Origin of the sequence: Pseudarthrobacter scleromae (genome assembly GCF_014644515.1) — a bacterium.
In the GTDB taxonomy this organism is placed as follows: Bacteria; Actinomycetota; Actinomycetes; order Actinomycetales; family Micrococcaceae; genus Arthrobacter; species Arthrobacter scleromae.
The window spans coordinates 155,499-171,126 of sequence record NZ_BMKV01000007.1 but is presented as its reverse complement, the minus strand read 5'-3'; the positions used below and the strand labels follow the sequence as shown (position 1 = coordinate 171,126).

The 15,628-nt window shown below is 65.8% G+C and carries 13 protein-coding genes and 2 riboswitches; of the genes, 10 read left to right on the top strand and 3 right to left on the bottom strand.

Features of this window, described 5'->3' with window-relative positions; genetic code table 11:
* Positions 1 to 273 precede the first annotated feature (273 nt).
* Positions 274 to 891 (top strand): DUF5666 domain-containing protein, encoded by a 618-nt coding sequence (locus tag IEX33_RS17460; protein WP_188732194.1) that lies wholly within the window; start codon positions 274 to 276, stop codon positions 889 to 891.
* 57 nt (positions 892 to 948) lie between these two features.
* Here IEX33_RS17460 and IEX33_RS17455 read toward each other — a convergent pair whose 3' ends face one another.
* Positions 949 to 1,860 carry a LysR family transcriptional regulator gene (locus tag IEX33_RS17455; protein ID WP_188732193.1) on the bottom strand — a complete coding sequence of 304 codons (912 nt, stop codon included), beginning with the start codon at positions 1,858 to 1,860 and terminating at the stop codon, positions 949 to 951.
* 127 nt (positions 1,861 to 1,987) lie between these two features.
* Here IEX33_RS17455 and tdh point away from each other — a divergent pair, with 127 nt between their 5' ends.
* From tdh to IEX33_RS17425, 6 genes are all read left to right on the top strand, one after another.
* On the top strand, positions 1,988 to 3,034 hold the full coding sequence (gene tdh / locus IEX33_RS17450) for an L-threonine 3-dehydrogenase (protein WP_188732192.1): 1,047 nt from the start codon (positions 1,988 to 1,990) through the stop codon (positions 3,032 to 3,034).
* An 8-nt stretch (positions 3,035 to 3,042) separates the two neighbouring features.
* Positions 3,043 to 4,248 carry a glycine C-acetyltransferase gene (locus IEX33_RS17445; protein WP_188732191.1) on the top strand — a complete coding sequence of 402 codons (1,206 nt, stop codon included), beginning with the start codon at positions 3,043 to 3,045 and terminating at the stop codon, positions 4,246 to 4,248.
* Positions 4,249 to 4,279: 31 nt separating this feature from the next.
* Positions 4,280 to 5,398, top strand: coding sequence for an NAD(P)/FAD-dependent oxidoreductase (locus IEX33_RS17440; protein ID WP_188732190.1), 1,119 nt, complete (start codon positions 4,280 to 4,282; stop codon positions 5,396 to 5,398).
* A gap of 11 nt (positions 5,399 to 5,409) precedes the next feature.
* Positions 5,410 to 6,621, top strand: a complete 1,212-nt coding sequence (gene hutI, locus IEX33_RS17435; protein WP_188732189.1) for an imidazolonepropionase — start codon at positions 5,410 to 5,412, stop codon at positions 6,619 to 6,621.
* Positions 6,622 to 6,716: 95 nt separating this feature from the next.
* Entirely contained in the window at positions 6,717 to 7,505 is a 789-nt protein-coding gene (locus IEX33_RS17430; protein WP_104185271.1) for a DeoR/GlpR family DNA-binding transcription regulator, read from the top strand.
* 147 nt (positions 7,506 to 7,652) lie between these two features.
* Entirely contained in the window at positions 7,653 to 8,432 is a 780-nt protein-coding gene (locus tag IEX33_RS17425) for a CPBP family intramembrane glutamic endopeptidase (protein ID WP_188732188.1), read from the top strand.
* Between the two features lie 256 nt (positions 8,433 to 8,688).
* On the opposite strand, the gene IEX33_RS17420 is transcribed toward IEX33_RS17425, so the two are convergent.
* The gene (locus IEX33_RS17420; protein WP_188732187.1) at positions 8,689 to 10,116 is read right to left on the bottom strand and encodes an HNH endonuclease signature motif containing protein; all 1,428 of its coding nucleotides are present in this window, start codon (positions 10,114 to 10,116) and stop codon (positions 8,689 to 8,691) included.
* Positions 10,117 to 10,330: 214 nt separating this feature from the next.
* Complete coding sequence (locus IEX33_RS17415; RefSeq protein WP_174179567.1) at positions 10,331 to 10,969, bottom strand: VOC family protein; 639 nt, start codon at positions 10,967 to 10,969, stop codon at positions 10,331 to 10,333.
* 163 nt (positions 10,970 to 11,132) lie between these two features.
* Positions 11,133 to 11,249: riboswitch (SAM riboswitch) on the top strand.
* Positions 11,250 to 11,291: 42 nt separating this feature from the next.
* On the opposite strand from IEX33_RS17415, the gene IEX33_RS17410 reads away from it, so the two are divergent.
* The 3 genes from IEX33_RS17410 (at position 11,292) to IEX33_RS17400 (ending at position 15,524) form a co-directional block, all read left to right on the top strand.
* The gene (locus IEX33_RS17410) at positions 11,292 to 12,617 is read left to right on the top strand and encodes a bifunctional o-acetylhomoserine/o-acetylserine sulfhydrylase (RefSeq protein ID WP_188732186.1); all 1,326 of its coding nucleotides are present in this window, start codon (positions 11,292 to 11,294) and stop codon (positions 12,615 to 12,617) included.
* 99 nt (positions 12,618 to 12,716) lie between these two features.
* A riboswitch (SAM riboswitch) is annotated at positions 12,717 to 12,832 on the top strand.
* 12 nt (positions 12,833 to 12,844) lie between these two features.
* Positions 12,845 to 13,960, top strand: coding sequence for a homoserine O-acetyltransferase MetX (gene metX, locus IEX33_RS17405; protein WP_188732185.1), 1,116 nt, complete (start codon positions 12,845 to 12,847; stop codon positions 13,958 to 13,960).
* A 181-nt stretch (positions 13,961 to 14,141) separates the two neighbouring features.
* Positions 14,142 to 15,524 (top strand): MFS transporter, encoded by a 1,383-nt coding sequence (locus tag IEX33_RS17400; RefSeq protein ID WP_188732184.1) that lies wholly within the window; start codon positions 14,142 to 14,144, stop codon positions 15,522 to 15,524.
* The last annotated feature ends 104 nt before the right edge of the window (positions 15,525 to 15,628 follow it).

Below are 15,628 nucleotides of genomic sequence, written 5' to 3'. Positions count from 1 at the left end.
AGGGCTGGCCCCGACACGTGAACGCCCCGGACCAGCCCCATAAAGCACTTAGTTCAGCAGTCTCCTAGCCCCTCATGCCCCAACCGGGTAGCAGCAGATGTCGTTTTGAGCGCTCATAACGACATCTACTGCTACCCAGTTGCGTTTAAGTAGTACTCACCTCCCGGCAGCCGCTGGCTACTCGTGTGCGGCAGTACAGCCCCGTCCTACACTGAACCACCAGGGCTCCGCTCACGAGGAATGTCCTGCCGTTGCTGTGGGAGGTGTGGGTTTATGTCGGTAAGGGAACCGCTGGGATTCCGCAAGGCTGCGCTAGGCGGGGCCGTGGCACTCGTCCTGACCGGGACCGGGGTGGCGTTCGCGTGGGCCGCGAACGAGACTCCGCCGCCCGCACCGTCGTCGTCCTCGCCGCCGGGAAAGTCGGGCGATGCCCCTGGGCAGAACAGGGCCCCCGGCCAGGACAAGGCGCCCGGACACGCTAAGCCAGACAAGGCACAGCGCCCCCAGCACCTGCATGGCGAGAGCGTGGCCAAAAAGGCTGACGGGACTATCCATACCGAGGTGACACAGCGCGGCACCGTGGAGTCCGTCAGTGACACCTCCATCACCGTTCGAAGCGAGGACGGCTACTCGCAGGCCTACACCATCGACGCCAGCACGAGGATTACGCAGGTGACGGCTCCGCCGGCGGATGGTGCTGAGGCCAAGGACGACGGCGGCAAGCGGCTTAAGCGGGCCGACGGAACCATCGCGGACATCGCCACGGGCGACGACGTCCGGATCTCCGGAGTGAAGGACGGGGACACCGTGACGGCGGAGCGCATCGTTGAGGGCGCCGGCGGGGGTCCGGGCCTGGGGCTGGGCCGCGGCCACGGCAAAGGGTCCAACTAGGTAGCAGCAGGTGTCGTTGTGGAGGCTCATAACGACATCTGCTGCTACTCAGTTGGGTCAGCCCTGCTCCACCAGCCCCGCCATGATGCCCTGCAGTGCTTCGCACACGATGGTCACGGACCGCCGCTTCAGGTTTTCAGGCCTTGCCAGCAGGTCGATCCGCCGCCGGGTGCTGATTCCTTCGAGCGGACGCAGCACGATATCGGGATTCAGTACCGGCCCCGCGGTGTACCTGGGGAGCAAGCCCACTACCCCGCCGGTGGCAACCAGGGCGGCCACCGTGGAGTAATCGTTGATCCGGTGGACGATGTTCAGTTCCCGGCTGGAAACGGCGGCGACGGCGGACAGCACGTCCGCGGGGGAGTAGCCGGCGTGGCTGGTCACCCAGGTCTCGCCGCCGACGTCGTCCGCTGAGACCGCCGCCTTGGCCGCCAGGGGGTGCCCGGCAGGTAGAGCCACGTCCAGGGGCTCGTGGGCAAGAGGGATCACCGTCACCCGTTCGGCAGGCCAGCGCGGGCTGTGGTCCATCCGGTGGGCGAGCACCAGGTCATACCGCGCGGTGAGGGCGGGGAAGTCCTGCTGGGCCACGTCCTCGTCCGAGAGTTCTATCCGCGGCTGTCCTGGGGCGGCGAGGATCCGGGCGAGCGGGGCGAAGACCGCCTGCCCCGCACTGTGGAATCCGCACAGGCTTACCCTGCCGGCAGCGGAACCGTGGTAGTTCCCGATTGCATCCTTGGCGTCTGCCATGGCGCTGACGACGGCGGCCCCGGCGTCGGCCAGCACCTGGCCTGCCTCGGTGAGCACCAGGTTGCGGCCCTCCTTGCGGGTGAGCGGGACCTCGACCTTCCGTTGCAGCAGGGCCAGCTGCTGGGACACGGCGGACGGGGTGACCATGAGGGTGTCCGCCACTGCCTTGACGCTCCCGAGGGCGCCCAGTTCGCGCAGGATTTCAAGCTGGTGAATCTCCATCACAGCAGTCTATGCATTAGGAATAGCTACATCGTCGATTGAGTATTTTGCTGTTGTGCTAAAGCTTCTTCCTCGCTGTAATGAGGAAGGCAGGACCTGCCACGACAGACAAAGAGTGAGGAAGCCGATGAAGGCTTTGTACAAGGCGGGACCCCGGGCCGGCTTCGAGCTGGTAGACCGCCCCGAGCCGGTACCGGGCCCTGCTGATGTGAAGATCCGGGTCATGACCACCGGCATCTGCGGCACCGACCTCCACATCCAGTCCTGGGATTCCTGGGCGCAGGGGATCATTGAAGCCCCCCTCATTCCGGGCCACGAGTTTTATGGCGAGGTTGTGGAAACCGGGGAGGACGTCCGCGACGCCAAAGTGGGGGACCGGGTGTCCGGGGAGGGCCATGTGGTGTGCGGGATCTGCCGGAACTGCCGCGCCGGCAGGCGGCAGATGTGCATCCATACCGTCAGTGTTGGCGTGCAGCGTGACGGTGCGTTCGCCGAGTATGTGGTGATTCCAGAGACCAACGTCTGGGTCCACCACGATCCCTCGGTCACGCCCGAACTCGGTGCCATCTTCGACCCTTTCGGCAACGCCGTGCACACCGCCCTGAGCTTTCCCCTGGTGGGGGAGGATGTGCTCATCACCGGCGCCGGACCCATCGGCCTGATGGCCATCGCCGTTGCCCGGCACGCCGGGGCCCGCAAGATTGCCATCACCGACGTTTCGCGCCCACGCCTTGAGCTTGCCCGCAAGCTGGGAGCAGACCTCGCGATCGATGTTTCCACCACCCGCGTGCGCGATGCCCAGCGCGACCTCGGCATGCGGGAGGGCTTCGACATCGGCATGGAAATGTCCGGCCATCCCGGAGCGCTGCCGGAGATGATCGACAACATGAACCACGGCGGCCGGATCGCCATGCTCGGCCTGCCCAGCCAGGACATCATCATCGACTGGGGCAAGGTGGTCACCCATATGCTCACGCTCAAGGGCATCTATGGCCGCGAAATGTATGAAACCTGGTACGCCATGAGCGCCATGCTCTCCTCCAACCCCGTGCTGCATGCGGGAATATCCGCCGTCGTCACTGACACGCTGCCTGCCGGCCAATGGGAAGAAGGCTTCGACCTTGCCCGCAGCGGCACAGGTGGCAAAGTTGTCCTCGACTGGACCCAACTTTAAGGAACACCATGTACACCTCGATCAAGGACCAGCTGCGCATGGAGCTGGACGATATCCGCAGCGCGGGCCTCTTCAAGACCGAACGCAGCATCAGTTCCCCGCAGTCCAGCCACATCACAGCCGGACAGATCGGGCAGACGGGCGCGGACGTGCTGAATTTCTGCGCCAACAACTACCTTGGCCTGGCGGACCACCCGGACATCATCCACGCGGCCAAGGCGGCCATGGACGAGCGAGGCTTCGGCATGGCCAGCGTGCGGTTCATCTGCGGCACCCAGGACCTGCACCTCGAACTCGAATCCCGGGTTTCCCGCTTCCTGGGCACCGAGGACACCATCCTGTTCTCCAGCTGCTTTGACGCCAACGGCGGTGTCTTCGAATCGCTCTTCGGGCCGGAGGACGCAATCATCTCCGATGCCCTGAACCATGCATCCATCATCGACGGGATCCGGCTCTGCAAGGCCCAGCGGTACCGGTACGCCAACCAGGACATGGCGGACCTCGAGGCGAAGCTTGTGGAGGCGAAGGACGCCCGCCGCAGGATCGTTGTTACCGACGGCGTCTTCTCCATGGACGGGTACCTTGCGCCGCTGGAGGCCATCTGCGACCTCGCCGAGAAGCACGACGCGCTGGTGATGGTGGACGACTCCCACGCCGTCGGCTTCATGGGCGGAACGGGGGCGGGCACACCCGAACACGCAGGAGTGTCGCACCGGGTGGACATCTACACCGGCACGTTTGGGAAGGCGCTGGGCGGAGCGTCCGGCGGCTACGTGTCCGGCCGGGCCGAGGTGGTGGCCATGCTCCGCCAGAAGGCCCGCCCCTACCTGTTCTCCAACTCGCTTGCTCCGGCCATTGTCGCGGCCACAATTAAGGCCCTGGACCTGGTGGAGAACTCGGCGGACCTGCGGCGCACGCTCTTCGAGAACGCCGTCCTGTTCCGGCGCCGGATGACGGAGGAAGGCTTCGATCTCCTGCCCGGGGAACACGCCATTGTGCCGGTGATGTTCGGCGACGCAGTGCTGGCCGCAAAGGTGGCTGACCGGATGCTGCAGCACGGCGTCTTTGTCACAGCCTTCAGCTTCCCGGTGGTTCCGCGGGGTGCCGCGCGGATCCGGGTGCAGCTATCGGCTGCGCATTCGGCGGACGACGTCGAAGCGTGCGTGCGTGCCTTCGTCGCCAGCCGTGCCGAGGTAGCAGGCCAGGAAGGGTAGCGCTGGAAGCCAAGTCTGCAAGGATAGGGAAATGGCAGCTCATTATGATGTCCTGATTGTTGGCGGCGGCATTGCCGGACTGTCCCTGGCGTCTGCGCTGGCGGGCAAATGCAGCGTGGCATTGGTGGAGGCGGAACAGGAACTGGCGTACCACACGTCATCCCGCTCGGCCCGCCAGTTCATTCCGAGCTACGGCCCGCCCGTGGTCCAGGAACTGACCGTCCGGACGCTTGAGCTGCTTGCCGCACGCGATACGGAGTTGCCCGAACCCATCCTGACGCCCCGCAGCTTCATGCTGATCGGCGCGGAGGAAGACGTGGCCGCGGAAGCCAGTGGGCTCATGCGGTCCATTACCTCCGCTGAGGCGCTGGAGCTTTGCCCGGCGCTGGTCCCCGGTACCTTCCAGGCCGCGGGGCTGGACGAAGGGTCCTTCGGCTGCAACGCGCCGCTGCTGCTGGCAGACCACCGGGAGCGGGCCGCCTCTGCCGGGGTGGACATCATTACCGGCGCCAGGGTGCACACCGCGCAACGGCTTGGTTCCGGCTGGCAGGTGGGTGCCGGCACGGAGGGCTTCCAGGCGGGCGTCCTGGTCAACGCTGCCGGCGCGTGGGCGGACGAACTTGCCGTGATTAGCGGAGTGGAAAAGCTTGGACTCCAGCCGTACCGGCGCACGGCGGCGATTGCCGCCGTCGACCATCCCTTGCCTGAGCACAGCCCCATGGTGGCGGCAGGGGACAATTCGTTTTATTTCCGGCGGGACGGGGACGACGTGCTCATTTCGCCCTCCGAATCGGAGCCCAGCGGGCCCGAGGATGCCCGCCCGCGGCCCGGTGACATCGAGCGGCTGGTGGACAGGTTGAACCGGGAAACCACGTTGGGGATCACGGAAGTCCGCAGGGCATGGACGGGGCTGCGGACGGAGGCGGCCGACGGCGTTCCGGTGGCGGGGTTCGACGCGGAGGCTCCGGGCTTCTACTGGCTCGCCGGGCAGGGCGGCTACGGATTCCAGACGTCCTCGGCCATGGCGGAACTCGCGGCCGCCCAAATTTTGGCGGGCCAGGCCGGTGCTGCTGCCGCAGCCGGGACGGCGGGTCCGGAATCCCGGACAGCGCAGGCGCTGGCGGCCACCCGCTGGTCCGTGCGGCGCTGAAGAATGGCTGTATGAGCACCCTGATTACCAATATCGCCGAGCTGATGACGCAGGACCTGGAACACAGGGTCCTGAAGGACGCGGCGGTGGTGATTGAGGGCGAACGGATTGCATGGATCGGCGCTGCTGCCGATGCTCCGGCCGCGGATGATGTCGTGGACATGGGCGGCCGCGCCGTGCTGCCCGGCTGGGTGGATTCCCATACCCACCTCCTGTTCGCGGGGGACCGGACCGCTGAGTTCGAGGCGCGGATGGCGGGGGAGTCCTATGCGGCCGGAGGCATCGCGGTCACCATGAACGCAACCCGTGGCACGTCGGATTTTGACCTGACCCGCCTGGCGCTTGGCCGTGTTGACGAAGCCGTCTCGCAGGGAACCACCTACCTTGAGACGAAAACGGGCTATGGACTGGACGTTGAGCACGAAACCCGGAGCGCGCGGATTGCCTCCACCGTGGCGGACCAGGTCACCTATCTGGGGGCGCACCTGGTTCCCGCGGGACAGGACCCGGAGGAATACACCAGCCTGGTATGCGGTCCCATGCTGGCTGCCGTCCGGCCCTTTGTGCAGTGGGCAGACGTCTTTTGTGAGGAAGGAGCCTTCACTGCCGAACAGTCCCGGCGGGTCCTTCTGGCCTGCCGCGACGCCGGCCTGGGGCTCCGCGTCCATGGAAACCAACTTGGCGAAGGCCCGGGCGTGCAGCTCGCGGTAGAGCTCGATGCTGCCAGCGTGGACCACGTTAATTACCTCGCCGCAGGGGATGTTGATGCCCTGGCCGGGACCTGGACCGGCTGGGACGCCGGCACGGGCACCGGCAGCCGCGGCACGGTTGCGACCTGCCTTCCGGCCTGCGACCTTTCCACCCGCCAGCCTCTGGCCCCTGCCCGGGCGCTCCTGGATGCCGGCGTCCAGGTGGCGCTCGCGTCCAACTGCAACCCGGGAACGTCCTACACGAGCTCCATGGCGTTCTGTGTCGCCACGGCGGTGCTGCAGATGCGCCTCAGCGTCCATGAAGCCGTCCGGGCAGCCACGTACGGGGGAGCCCTCGCGCTGCACAAGGACACAGGGAACGACGCCGACGGCGAACGGGCGGTGGGGTCCATCGCGGTCGGCCACCGGGCCGATCTGCATGTCCTTAATGCGCCGTCCGCCACCCACCTCGCCTACCGGCCGGGGATGCCCTTGACATACGCTGTGTGGCGGGCAGGAAAGCAGGCGCGGTAGCTCCGGGCTCCTAATGACGTTAGATGATCGTTTGTGGTCTGTTATGATCAGAAAACGTCATCTGAGCAGGTGGCTTGAGTACTTGGAGGCCCTGCATGACCCGCACTGACAGACTGACGGCAATCCTGGACCTCCTCGCACGGACCGGCCAGGTGGAGGTCGAAGAGATTGTCAGCACCCTGAACGTGTCCCCAGCCACCGCCCGGCGCGATCTGGACAGCCTGGCCAAGCGCCGGCTGCTCACCAGGACCCGCGGAGGCGCCACCACGGGAGCCCTTGCCTACGACCTGCCCGGCCGGTACAACCGCGATGACCACGCCGAGGCCAAGGAGCAGATTGCCCAGGCTGCCTCTGCGCTGATAGCTCCCGGTGCGGTGATCGGATTGTGCGGCGGGACCACCAGCACCGCGCTGGCACAGATCCTGGCCACGCGCGAAGACCTCAACGCGCCGTCCAACCAGCCCACCCTGACAGTGGTCACGAATGCGATCAACATCGCTTCGCAGCTGGCGGTCCGGCCCAGCATCAAAGTCATGGTCACGGGCGGGATCCTCAATCCACGCTCCTACGAGTTGGTGGGTCCCTACACGGACATCATCATGCAGAAGGTGGTGCTGGACATCGCCTTCATCGGCGTTAACGGCATTGATCCCGAAGTGGGGCCAACCAATACAGGTGAGGGTGAGGCCTCCGTCAATGCCCTCCTCGCCAGCAGGGCAAGGGTTTCCTACGTCCTGGCGGACTCGTCCAAGGTCGGCGTGCGTGCCTTTGCCACCATGGACGGGTACAACTTCACCCGGCTGATCACGGATTCCGGAATTTCGGCGAAGGACAAGGCTGCCTTCGAAGCCAACGGCACGGAAGTGATCGTCGCCCCCGGCTAAGCGGCATTGGCTGGGCGGCACCGGCTCGTCGCCACCGGGTGGGAGGCACTGGCTGGCGCCACGGGGTAGAAGGCATTGGCTCGGGCTACCGCGTGACACTGGAAGGGCAATCAGCCTGGATCCAGAAACTGAAGGCAAGATGGGAGCATGCTGGTTCCCTCCCGCCGTCGCCTTCGGTTTGAAGTCTGGATTGTCCTGGGCCTGTCCCTGGGCCAGTCTGCTGTGTACTCCGTGGTGCAGCTCCTGGACAAGATGACCCGTGCACCGCTGGCGGAGGGCACGTCCACACTTAACCGCTCGCAGAGCACCCGCGAATATTTTGACCTGACCTACCAGCTGCTGGACATCATTTTCGCGCTGGTTCCGGTGCTGCTGGTGCTCTATTTCCTCAGCGACCATCGTCAGGCCGCGTCCGGCGACGGCAGCAACTCCGGGTCAGCTTTCAACAAGCTTGGCTTCAACTTTGCCCGCCCCGGCGGGGATCTGCTCCAGGGACTCGGGTTGGCAGCACTGATCGGCATCCCCTCCCTGGGCCTTTACGCCGCAGGCAGGGCGCTGGGGATTACCACGGCCATCATTCCCAGTGCACTGGACGCGTACTGGTGGACAGTACCGGTGCTGATCCTGTCAGCGATGCGCCATGCCGTGGTGGAGGAAGTCATCGTGGTGGGATACCTGATGAACCGTTTTGGAAAGTTCGGCTGGAGCATTCCGCTGTCCATCCTGGCGAGCTCGCTGCTCCGCGGCACGTATCACCTGTATCAGGGCTTCGGCCCCTTCATCGGCAATGTGGTGATGGGCATCGTCTTCGCGTGGCTCTATACCCGAACGCGGCGGGTGATGCCGCTGGTCATTGCTCACGCACTGCTGGACATCGTTGCCTTCGTAGGCTTCAGCCTGTTCGGCACGGCAGTCGGGTTGGGCTGAATTCCTCAGGCGACGTCGGTCACGGTAAGCACCGCGTTAGGCTCGGGTGGGCACGACGGCGGGCAATAGTGAGCACGACGGCGGGCAGCAGGTGGCAGCTAGGTCAGTACCGGGTCAACTTCCCTGAGCGGGCCCTGCGCCAAGACGGCCGGCGCAGCGTAGAAGAGGGAGCGGTCACGAGCAGTGGGCATGGGCGGGTACGGCCCTAAACCATGCGTTTGCCCGGTGTGATGCTCCGTCAGTTTTAACTCCGCCGTTAAGGCCGACAGGACAGGCTGGGCCAGTGGGGTGGTTCCCAGTCCTGGTGTTCGCTTTTGTAGTGGCGGCCGGTGGGTGAGGTCCAGCCGGGTGGTTGGTTTTTGGTGGCTGGTGTTGGTGTCCAGCCGGTGGTGTGCCGGAGTTTGTGGTGTTTGGGGCAGGGTTGTCCGAGGTTGCTGATTCCGGTGGTTCCGCCGTGGTGCCATGCGAGGAGGTGGTCTGCCTCGTTATCCAACGACGGGTTGCTGCAGCCGGGGAAGGGGCATGTGCCGTCGCGCAGCCGGAGCCAGTTCCGCATGGCTTTGGTGACCCGGTAGCTGGTCCGGCCGATCTCCAGCGGCGCCCCGTCCCGCGGATCGACCAGGACCCGGTGGAACGACGCGGCCCCGTTGGCGACCAGGTCCCTCGCCATGGAGGACGGGATGGGTCCGTACCCGTCGAGCATGGCTGGCTCGTCGGTCAGGCTCATGAGGGTGACGACCGGCACGGTGACAAGAACCTGCGCCCGGATCCGCGACGACAGGGTGGGATCCGTTCCGGCACCTGCACCGGCGCTGGTGTCTGCAGGGACGCTGGGACTGTCGGCTCTCCCGTGGGTGGAGTCTGTGTGTCCGGTGCCGCTGGTGAGGATGGCTTCGGCGAAGTGGTCGGCCCGGATTTGGGTGAGGGTGCGGGGTTCGTGGGGTCCTTGTGCGGCGCGGGCGAGGGCGTTGAGCCGGTTCCAGCCTGACATTGCCTGGTGGGCGGGGAGGTAGGCCGAGAGCCAGGCCATGCCGTCCTGGTCAGGACTGTATTCCACCCGCCGGTCCGCCACCGCCTTGGCGTGGCGTTTCTCCAGCGATTCGGGATGGTGGCGTTCCCGCCAGGTCCTGGCTTTGGCCTTGAACCGGTACGCCGGCATCTCCCCGATCGTCGCCGCACCGGCAGGCCTGGGAATGTCCGGGTCCAGGAAGTGGGCCTCCAGGGCGGCGGCGCCGGCGGGGTCGAGGGTGGCTGCCTCGTCCGCCATGCCCCGGGCGTGCTGCCACGAGATCGTGCCGGCCTGCAGGGCCGCGAGGGTCAGGGGCAAGGTGGTGGTCAGGGCGTGCGATACGGACAGGAACGTGCTGGCGGCCCGCGGCCCGATGGCCAGCACGCACCCGATCTCGGCGGCCACAGCCATTTCCTGCGCCTGCACCGGCATCCCGGGAGGGGCCAGGGCATGGGCGGTGCCGGCGTATTTCATGGCAGCTCGGGCCTTCAGGCCCGCCACGCCGGCCTCCACAGCCGCCGCGCCGGCGAGGATGTCCAGGCTCCCATCCGCCAGCCCGGCCAACGGATCAGCGGCCGAGAACGGCTCAGAACCGCACCCGTCCACCTCCGCGTTGAGCACGGCAAGGGCGGCCCTGATGTCCGCAAACGCCCCCGCCACCGCTTCCCTGCCCATAAACCCCTCATGGCAAGGGGGTCTGACAATGTGGCGTTCATGGAGGCGGCATGAACTCCCGCGCACTGGAATGCAGCTAGGAGACGAATTCGGCCGCCATCGGCGGGTGACGCCGTTGTCACCTGCTGATGGCGGCCGAAGCTTTGGCAGGCAGAATGCATTTCCTGCCCACGTTGGTGCCCGGACGTGGACGCCCGGGCAGGCGGGGGGAGCGTCAGATGGTGACTGCCCCGTTGGCGGTCTCGAATGTCACCGAAAGGATCCCGGGGGTTCCGTGCGGTGCCACCCACTCCACGGCTACGTCTTCCAGCGGCTTCTCCACTGGTTCACCCAGCCACTCGGTCACCCGGGCTGCCGATCCGGCAATGGTGAGGCAGCTCATTTTGACGTTGCTCTCGTAGGCGTTGGACGGGTGGAGGGACGGGTCGCCCTCCCACTTGAGCATGTACGGGACCTGGGGGTCGGCGATCAAGCCGAGGATGCCGATTTGCTTCCACACGAGTTCGCGGCCGTCAGGGAATTTGCGGTTGCCGTTGACTGCCGAACGTCCCAGGCGTTCCTCGAAGGGGGCGAGGTCGTCCACTTCGACGCACCAGCCCATCCATCCGCCACCTGCGGCCGAGCGTGCCCGCACTGCCTGGCCGAAGGGGGCCTTGTCAGAAGCCGGGTGGTCAAGGACCTCAACGACCTCAAGGTACTTGTGCCCCGCGAGCGGGATGATCATATTCCGGGTTCCAAACCGCGGGTGCACTCCACCCTTTACTGCCTCAACGCCGAGGGCAGAGGAAATACGTTCGGTGGTGGCAGCCAGGCCATCGTGTTCACAGGCGTAAGAGACGTGATCCATGCGCATGGCAACATCTTGGCACTTTGTGATCGGGCTCTCAGCTAAGGTTAGCCTTACTGGGATTTTCCCTGCGGGAAGTGATTGCGCGGACTTCCGCAAGGGTCATGCGCGGGACCATGTTCGTCACAATGCTGTGCCGCTTTGCGCAGGTGTTCCTACACTGGGCTCAGGTTATGAGTGCCAGCGCTAAGCCCCGGCTTGCTGGCCGGCAACCCTCCTTCCGCGGTGGGGTGCCCCGGGTGAGGACCTGGCTGTCCGGTAAATGGCCGGATGGCAAGCGCGGCCCGCGGTGCTTCGTGCATGCCGGGCCCAGTCAAAGGAGCCTTAATTGTCCAACGGATGGTCATTCGAAACCCGCCAGATCCACGCAGGACAGGAGCCGGACAGTGCCACGGGCGCCCGGGCACTCCCTATCTACCAGACCACGTCCTTCGTTTTTCCCAGCGCCGAGAGCGCCGCCAACAGGTTCGCCCTTGCTGAACTGGCACCCATCTATACCCGCATCGGCAACCCCACCCAGGAGGCCGTGGAACAGCGGATCGCCAGCCTTGAAGGCGGGCTGGGGGCACTGCTGCTGAGTTCGGGCCAGGCCGCCGAGACCTTCGCCATCCTGAACATTGCGGAGGCTGGAGACCATATTGTTGCCAGCCCCAGCCTTTACGGCGGAACATATAACCTCTTTGCCCACACCCTGAAGAAGTTCGGCATTTCGGTGACTTTCGTGGCGGACCCGGACAACCTGGAGCAGTGGCGCACTGCAGTGCAGCCCAACACCAAGCTGTTCTTCGGCGAGGTGGTTTCCAACCCCCGTCAGGACGTCCTGGACATCGAAGGCATCTCCCAGGTGGCACACGATGCCGGTGTGCCCCTGGTCGTGGACAACACCCTGTCCACCCCGTACCTGATCCGCCCCCTGGAATGGGGAGCGGACATCGTTGTCCATTCGGCAACCAAGTACCTGGGCGGCCACGGCTCCGCGATTGCCGGCGTGATCGTGGACTCAGGCAACTTCGACTTCGGCAAGGACCCGGCAAAGTTCCCGGGCTTCAACACCCCGGACCCCACCTACAACGGGCTGGTGTACGCCAGGGACCTCGGCAAGGACGGTGCCCTGGGCGCCAACCTGTCCTACATCCTCAAGGCCCGCGTCCAGCTGCTCCGGGACCTGGGCTCCGCCGTCTCCCCGTTCAACGCATTCCTGATCGCACAGGGCCTGGAAACGTTGAGCCTGCGCGTGGAACGGCACGTTGCCAACGCCACGGAGGTGGCGCGTTGGCTGGAAGGAAGGGACGACGTCGAATCCGTCGCCTATGCGGGGCTGCCCTCCAGCCCGTGGTACGAACGGGGCCGCAAGTATGGCCCCAAGGGCACGGGCGCGATTGTGTCCTTCAACCTGGCCGGCGGAGCCGAGGCCGGCAAGCGCTTCGTGGACGCGCTGGAGCTGCACTCCCATGTGGCAAACATCGGTGACGTCCGCTCCCTTGTCATCCACCCGGCGTCTACCACCCACAGCCAGCTTTCCCCGGAACAGCAGGCTGTTGCCGGCGTAACCCCCGGCCTGGTCCGGCTGTCGGTGGGAATTGAACACATCGATGACATCCTGGCGGACCTGGAAGCGGGCTTCCGGGCAGCGAAGGACGCCACCGGAGCCTAGCCAGGCGCCCAAAGAAAACCAGCACGGCGGCAAGCCGGGGAAGTCATAACCAGTCACACTCTTGGCGGCAGGCGGGGGCTGTTTCGTACACTCGAACCAGGTCATGAGTGCCAGTGACAGCCCCGGCTTGCTGGCCGGCAACCCTCCTTCCGCGGTGGGGTGCCCCGGGTGAAGACCTGGCCTGCCGGTCATTCGACGGCGGGCAAGCGCGTAGAAGAGGTCTTGCCATGACGGTTACCGTCACCCGTACCACCGTCCCCGAACACGGAATCGTCCGCTATGCCTCCATTGGGGGACTGGACCTTGAGGCTGGCGGCTACCTGCCCGAGGTCACCCTGGCCTACGAAACCTGGGGCACACTTAACGCGGACGCCAGCAATGCCGTCCTGATCGAACACGCCCTGACCGGCAGCACCCACGTGACCCGCGGCGATACCGACGAACCGGGCTGGTGGGAGCAGCTGGCCGGGCCGGGTGCGCCCGTGGACACGGACCGGTTCTTTGTAGTGTCCATCAACATTGTGGGCGGCTGCTACGGGTCCACCGGGCCGTCGTCGCCGGCACCGGACGGGGCCCCCTGGGGATCCCGGTTTCCCCTGGTCACGCTGCGGGACAGCACTGTGGCGGAGGCCCGGCTGGCTGACCAGCTGGGGATCCGGAGCTGGTTTGCGGTGCTGGGCGGTTCCATGGGCGGAGCCCGCGCACTTGAGTGGGCCATCTCCTTCCCGGAGCGGGTGCAGCGCTGCGGGGTGATCTCCATCGGCCACGCCAGCACGGCCGAGCAGATTGCGTTCGCACAGGCACAGACCCTGGCGATCCGCCAGGATGCCAACTTCAAGGGCGGCGACTACTACGGCGGCCCGTTCCCCGAGGACGGACTGGCCCTGGCCCGGCGGATCGCGCACATCACCTACCGCTCCGCGGCGGAACTGGAAGGCAGGTTCGGCCGCGAACCCCAGGCTCCGGAGTCACCCCTGCACGGTGGCGTCCTGGCCGCCCGCGGACGCTACCAGGTGGAAAGCTACCTGGACCACCAGGGGAACAAGCTGGTCCGACGGTTTGATGCCAACAGCTACATCGCCATCACCGAGGCCCTGATGAGCCACGACATCTGCCGGGGCAGGGGGCCGCTTCCCGAGACCCTGGCGCGGTCGGGTGCGCGGTTCTTCGTGGCAGCCGTGGATTCTGACCGGCTCTACTTCCCGGCCCAGTCCCGGGAACTTGCCGCGGCGCTGCCGGGAGAAGTGGACGTCCACGTCATCGAGGCACCGATAGGCCATGACGGCTTCCTGACCGAAATAGGCCAGCTGGGCCACCAGCTCCGGGCGCACCTCTCGGCATAAAACTTCCCCCCACAGGCAGTCAGATGTGCATTTATGCAGATAGCCTCTGCATGATTCGCCGTTGAGCTTGGTGTTCAGGCGGACCATACTCGTTGGGACCCGGCGGTTCGTGGCCAAAATCACACGTATCCGCCACAGACTGTCCCAGTGGTGTCGAAGAAGACGCCGAAGGAGTTCATCAATGAGTACGGAAAAGTCCGCCGCACGGCGGCCCGAGGAAACCGACGTCAAGTCCTCAGGCCTGAAGAAGGTCGTCACGGCCTCCATGGCCGGCACCGTGGTTGAGTGGTACGAGTTCTTCCTCTACGCCTCCGCCGCCACGCTGGTGTTCGGCAAGCTGTTCTTCCCCAACTCCGGAACCGAGCTGGACGGCATCATCGCAGCCTTCGTCACCTACGCGGTCGGTTTCGTTGCCCGCCCCATCGGCGGCATCGTCTTCGGCCACTTCGGCGACAAGTTTGGGCGCAAGCAGCTGCTGCAGCTGAGCATCATCCTGGTGGGTGTTGCCACCTTCCTCATGGGCTGCCTGCCGACCTTTGCGCAGATCGGCTACTGGGCCCCGGCGCTGCTGGTGTTCCTGCGCTTCGTCCAGGGATTCGCGGTGGGCGGCGAATGGGGCGGCGCCGTGCTCCTCGTCGCCGAGCACAGCCCGAACAAGTCCCGCGGCTTCTGGTCAAGCTGGCCGCAGTCCGCTGTCCCCATGGGCAACCTGCTCGCCACCGCTGTCCTGTTCACCCTGTCCTCCACCCTCGCCCCGGAAGCCTTCCTCAGCTGGGGCTGGCGCGTCGCCTTCTGGCTCTCCGCAGTGATCGTCATCATCGGCTACTACATCCGCACCAAGGTCCAGGACGCGCCGATCTTCCTCGAGGCCCGCAAGGAAGTCACTGTCGAGAACAAGGGCTACGGTGTTGCCGAAGTCTTCCGCCGGTACCCGCGCGGCGTGTTCACCGCCATGGGCCTGCGCTTCGCAGAGAACATCCTCTACTACCTCGTGGTCACGTTCTCCATCACCTACCTGAAGGTGGTGGTGCAGACGGACACCTCCCGCATCCTGCTCCTCCTGCTGGTGGCACACTTCATCCACTTCTGCGCAGTACCGCTGGTGGGCAAGATGTCCGATTCCCTGGGACGCCGCCCGGTGTACATGGCCGGTGCAATCCTCGCCGGAACCTGGGGGTTCTTCGCATTCCCCATGATGGACACCGGCAACGATTTCATCATCCTCGCGGCCATCACCATCGGCCTGCTCTTCCACGCGCTCATGTACGCCGGCCAGCCGTCCATCATGGCCGAAATGTTCCCCACCCGCATGCGGTACTCGGGCGTTTCCCTCGGCTACCAGGTGACGTCCATCGTGGCCGGCTCGCTGGCGCCCATCATCGCCAGCTCACTGCTGGGCAGCTTCGGCTCGTCCGTTCCGGTGGCGTTCTACCTCCTGGGCGCCTGCGTGGTGACCGCGGTCTCGGTGTTCTTCCTCAAGGAAACCCGCGGTATCTCGCTGCATGACGTTGATGCCGCCGATGCCCAGGGCACCGCCGACCTTCTGGCCGCGGCCAAGAAATAGCCGCCAGGAAGTAGTCCCACGGCACAGCACCACGGACACGGCAGCTGCCCGGACCTGCACACACCGCAGGTCCGGGCAGCTGCCTGTCAACAAACATAAAGTCA

Bases quoted from the DNA above. Each gene is read 5' to 3' on its own strand.
- IEX33_RS17460 (WP_188732194.1), top strand. From the start codon at position 274: ATGTCGGTAAGGGAACCGCTGGGATTCCGCAAGGCTGCGCTAGGCGGG.
- IEX33_RS17455 (WP_188732193.1), bottom strand. From the start codon at position 1,860: ATGGAGATTCACCAGCTTGAAATCCTGCGCGAACTGGGCGCCCTCGGG.
- tdh (WP_188732192.1), top strand. From the start codon at position 1,988: ATGAAGGCTTTGTACAAGGCGGGACCCCGGGCCGGCTTCGAGCTGGTA.
- IEX33_RS17445 (WP_188732191.1), top strand. From the start codon at position 3,043: ATGTACACCTCGATCAAGGACCAGCTGCGCATGGAGCTGGACGATATC.
- IEX33_RS17440 (WP_188732190.1), top strand. From the start codon at position 4,280: ATGGCAGCTCATTATGATGTCCTGATTGTTGGCGGCGGCATTGCCGGA.
- hutI (WP_188732189.1), top strand. From the start codon at position 5,410: ATGAGCACCCTGATTACCAATATCGCCGAGCTGATGACGCAGGACCTG.
- IEX33_RS17430 (WP_104185271.1), top strand. From the start codon at position 6,717: ATGACCCGCACTGACAGACTGACGGCAATCCTGGACCTCCTCGCACGG.
- IEX33_RS17425 (WP_188732188.1), top strand. From the start codon at position 7,653: ATGCTGGTTCCCTCCCGCCGTCGCCTTCGGTTTGAAGTCTGGATTGTC.
- IEX33_RS17420 (WP_188732187.1), bottom strand. From the start codon at position 10,116: ATGGGCAGGGAAGCGGTGGCGGGGGCGTTTGCGGACATCAGGGCCGCC.
- IEX33_RS17415 (WP_174179567.1), bottom strand. From the start codon at position 10,969: ATGCGCATGGATCACGTCTCTTACGCCTGTGAACACGATGGCCTGGCT.
- metX (WP_188732185.1), top strand. From the start codon at position 12,845: ATGACGGTTACCGTCACCCGTACCACCGTCCCCGAACACGGAATCGTC.
- IEX33_RS17400 (WP_188732184.1), top strand. From the start codon at position 14,142: ATGAGTACGGAAAAGTCCGCCGCACGGCGGCCCGAGGAAACCGACGTC.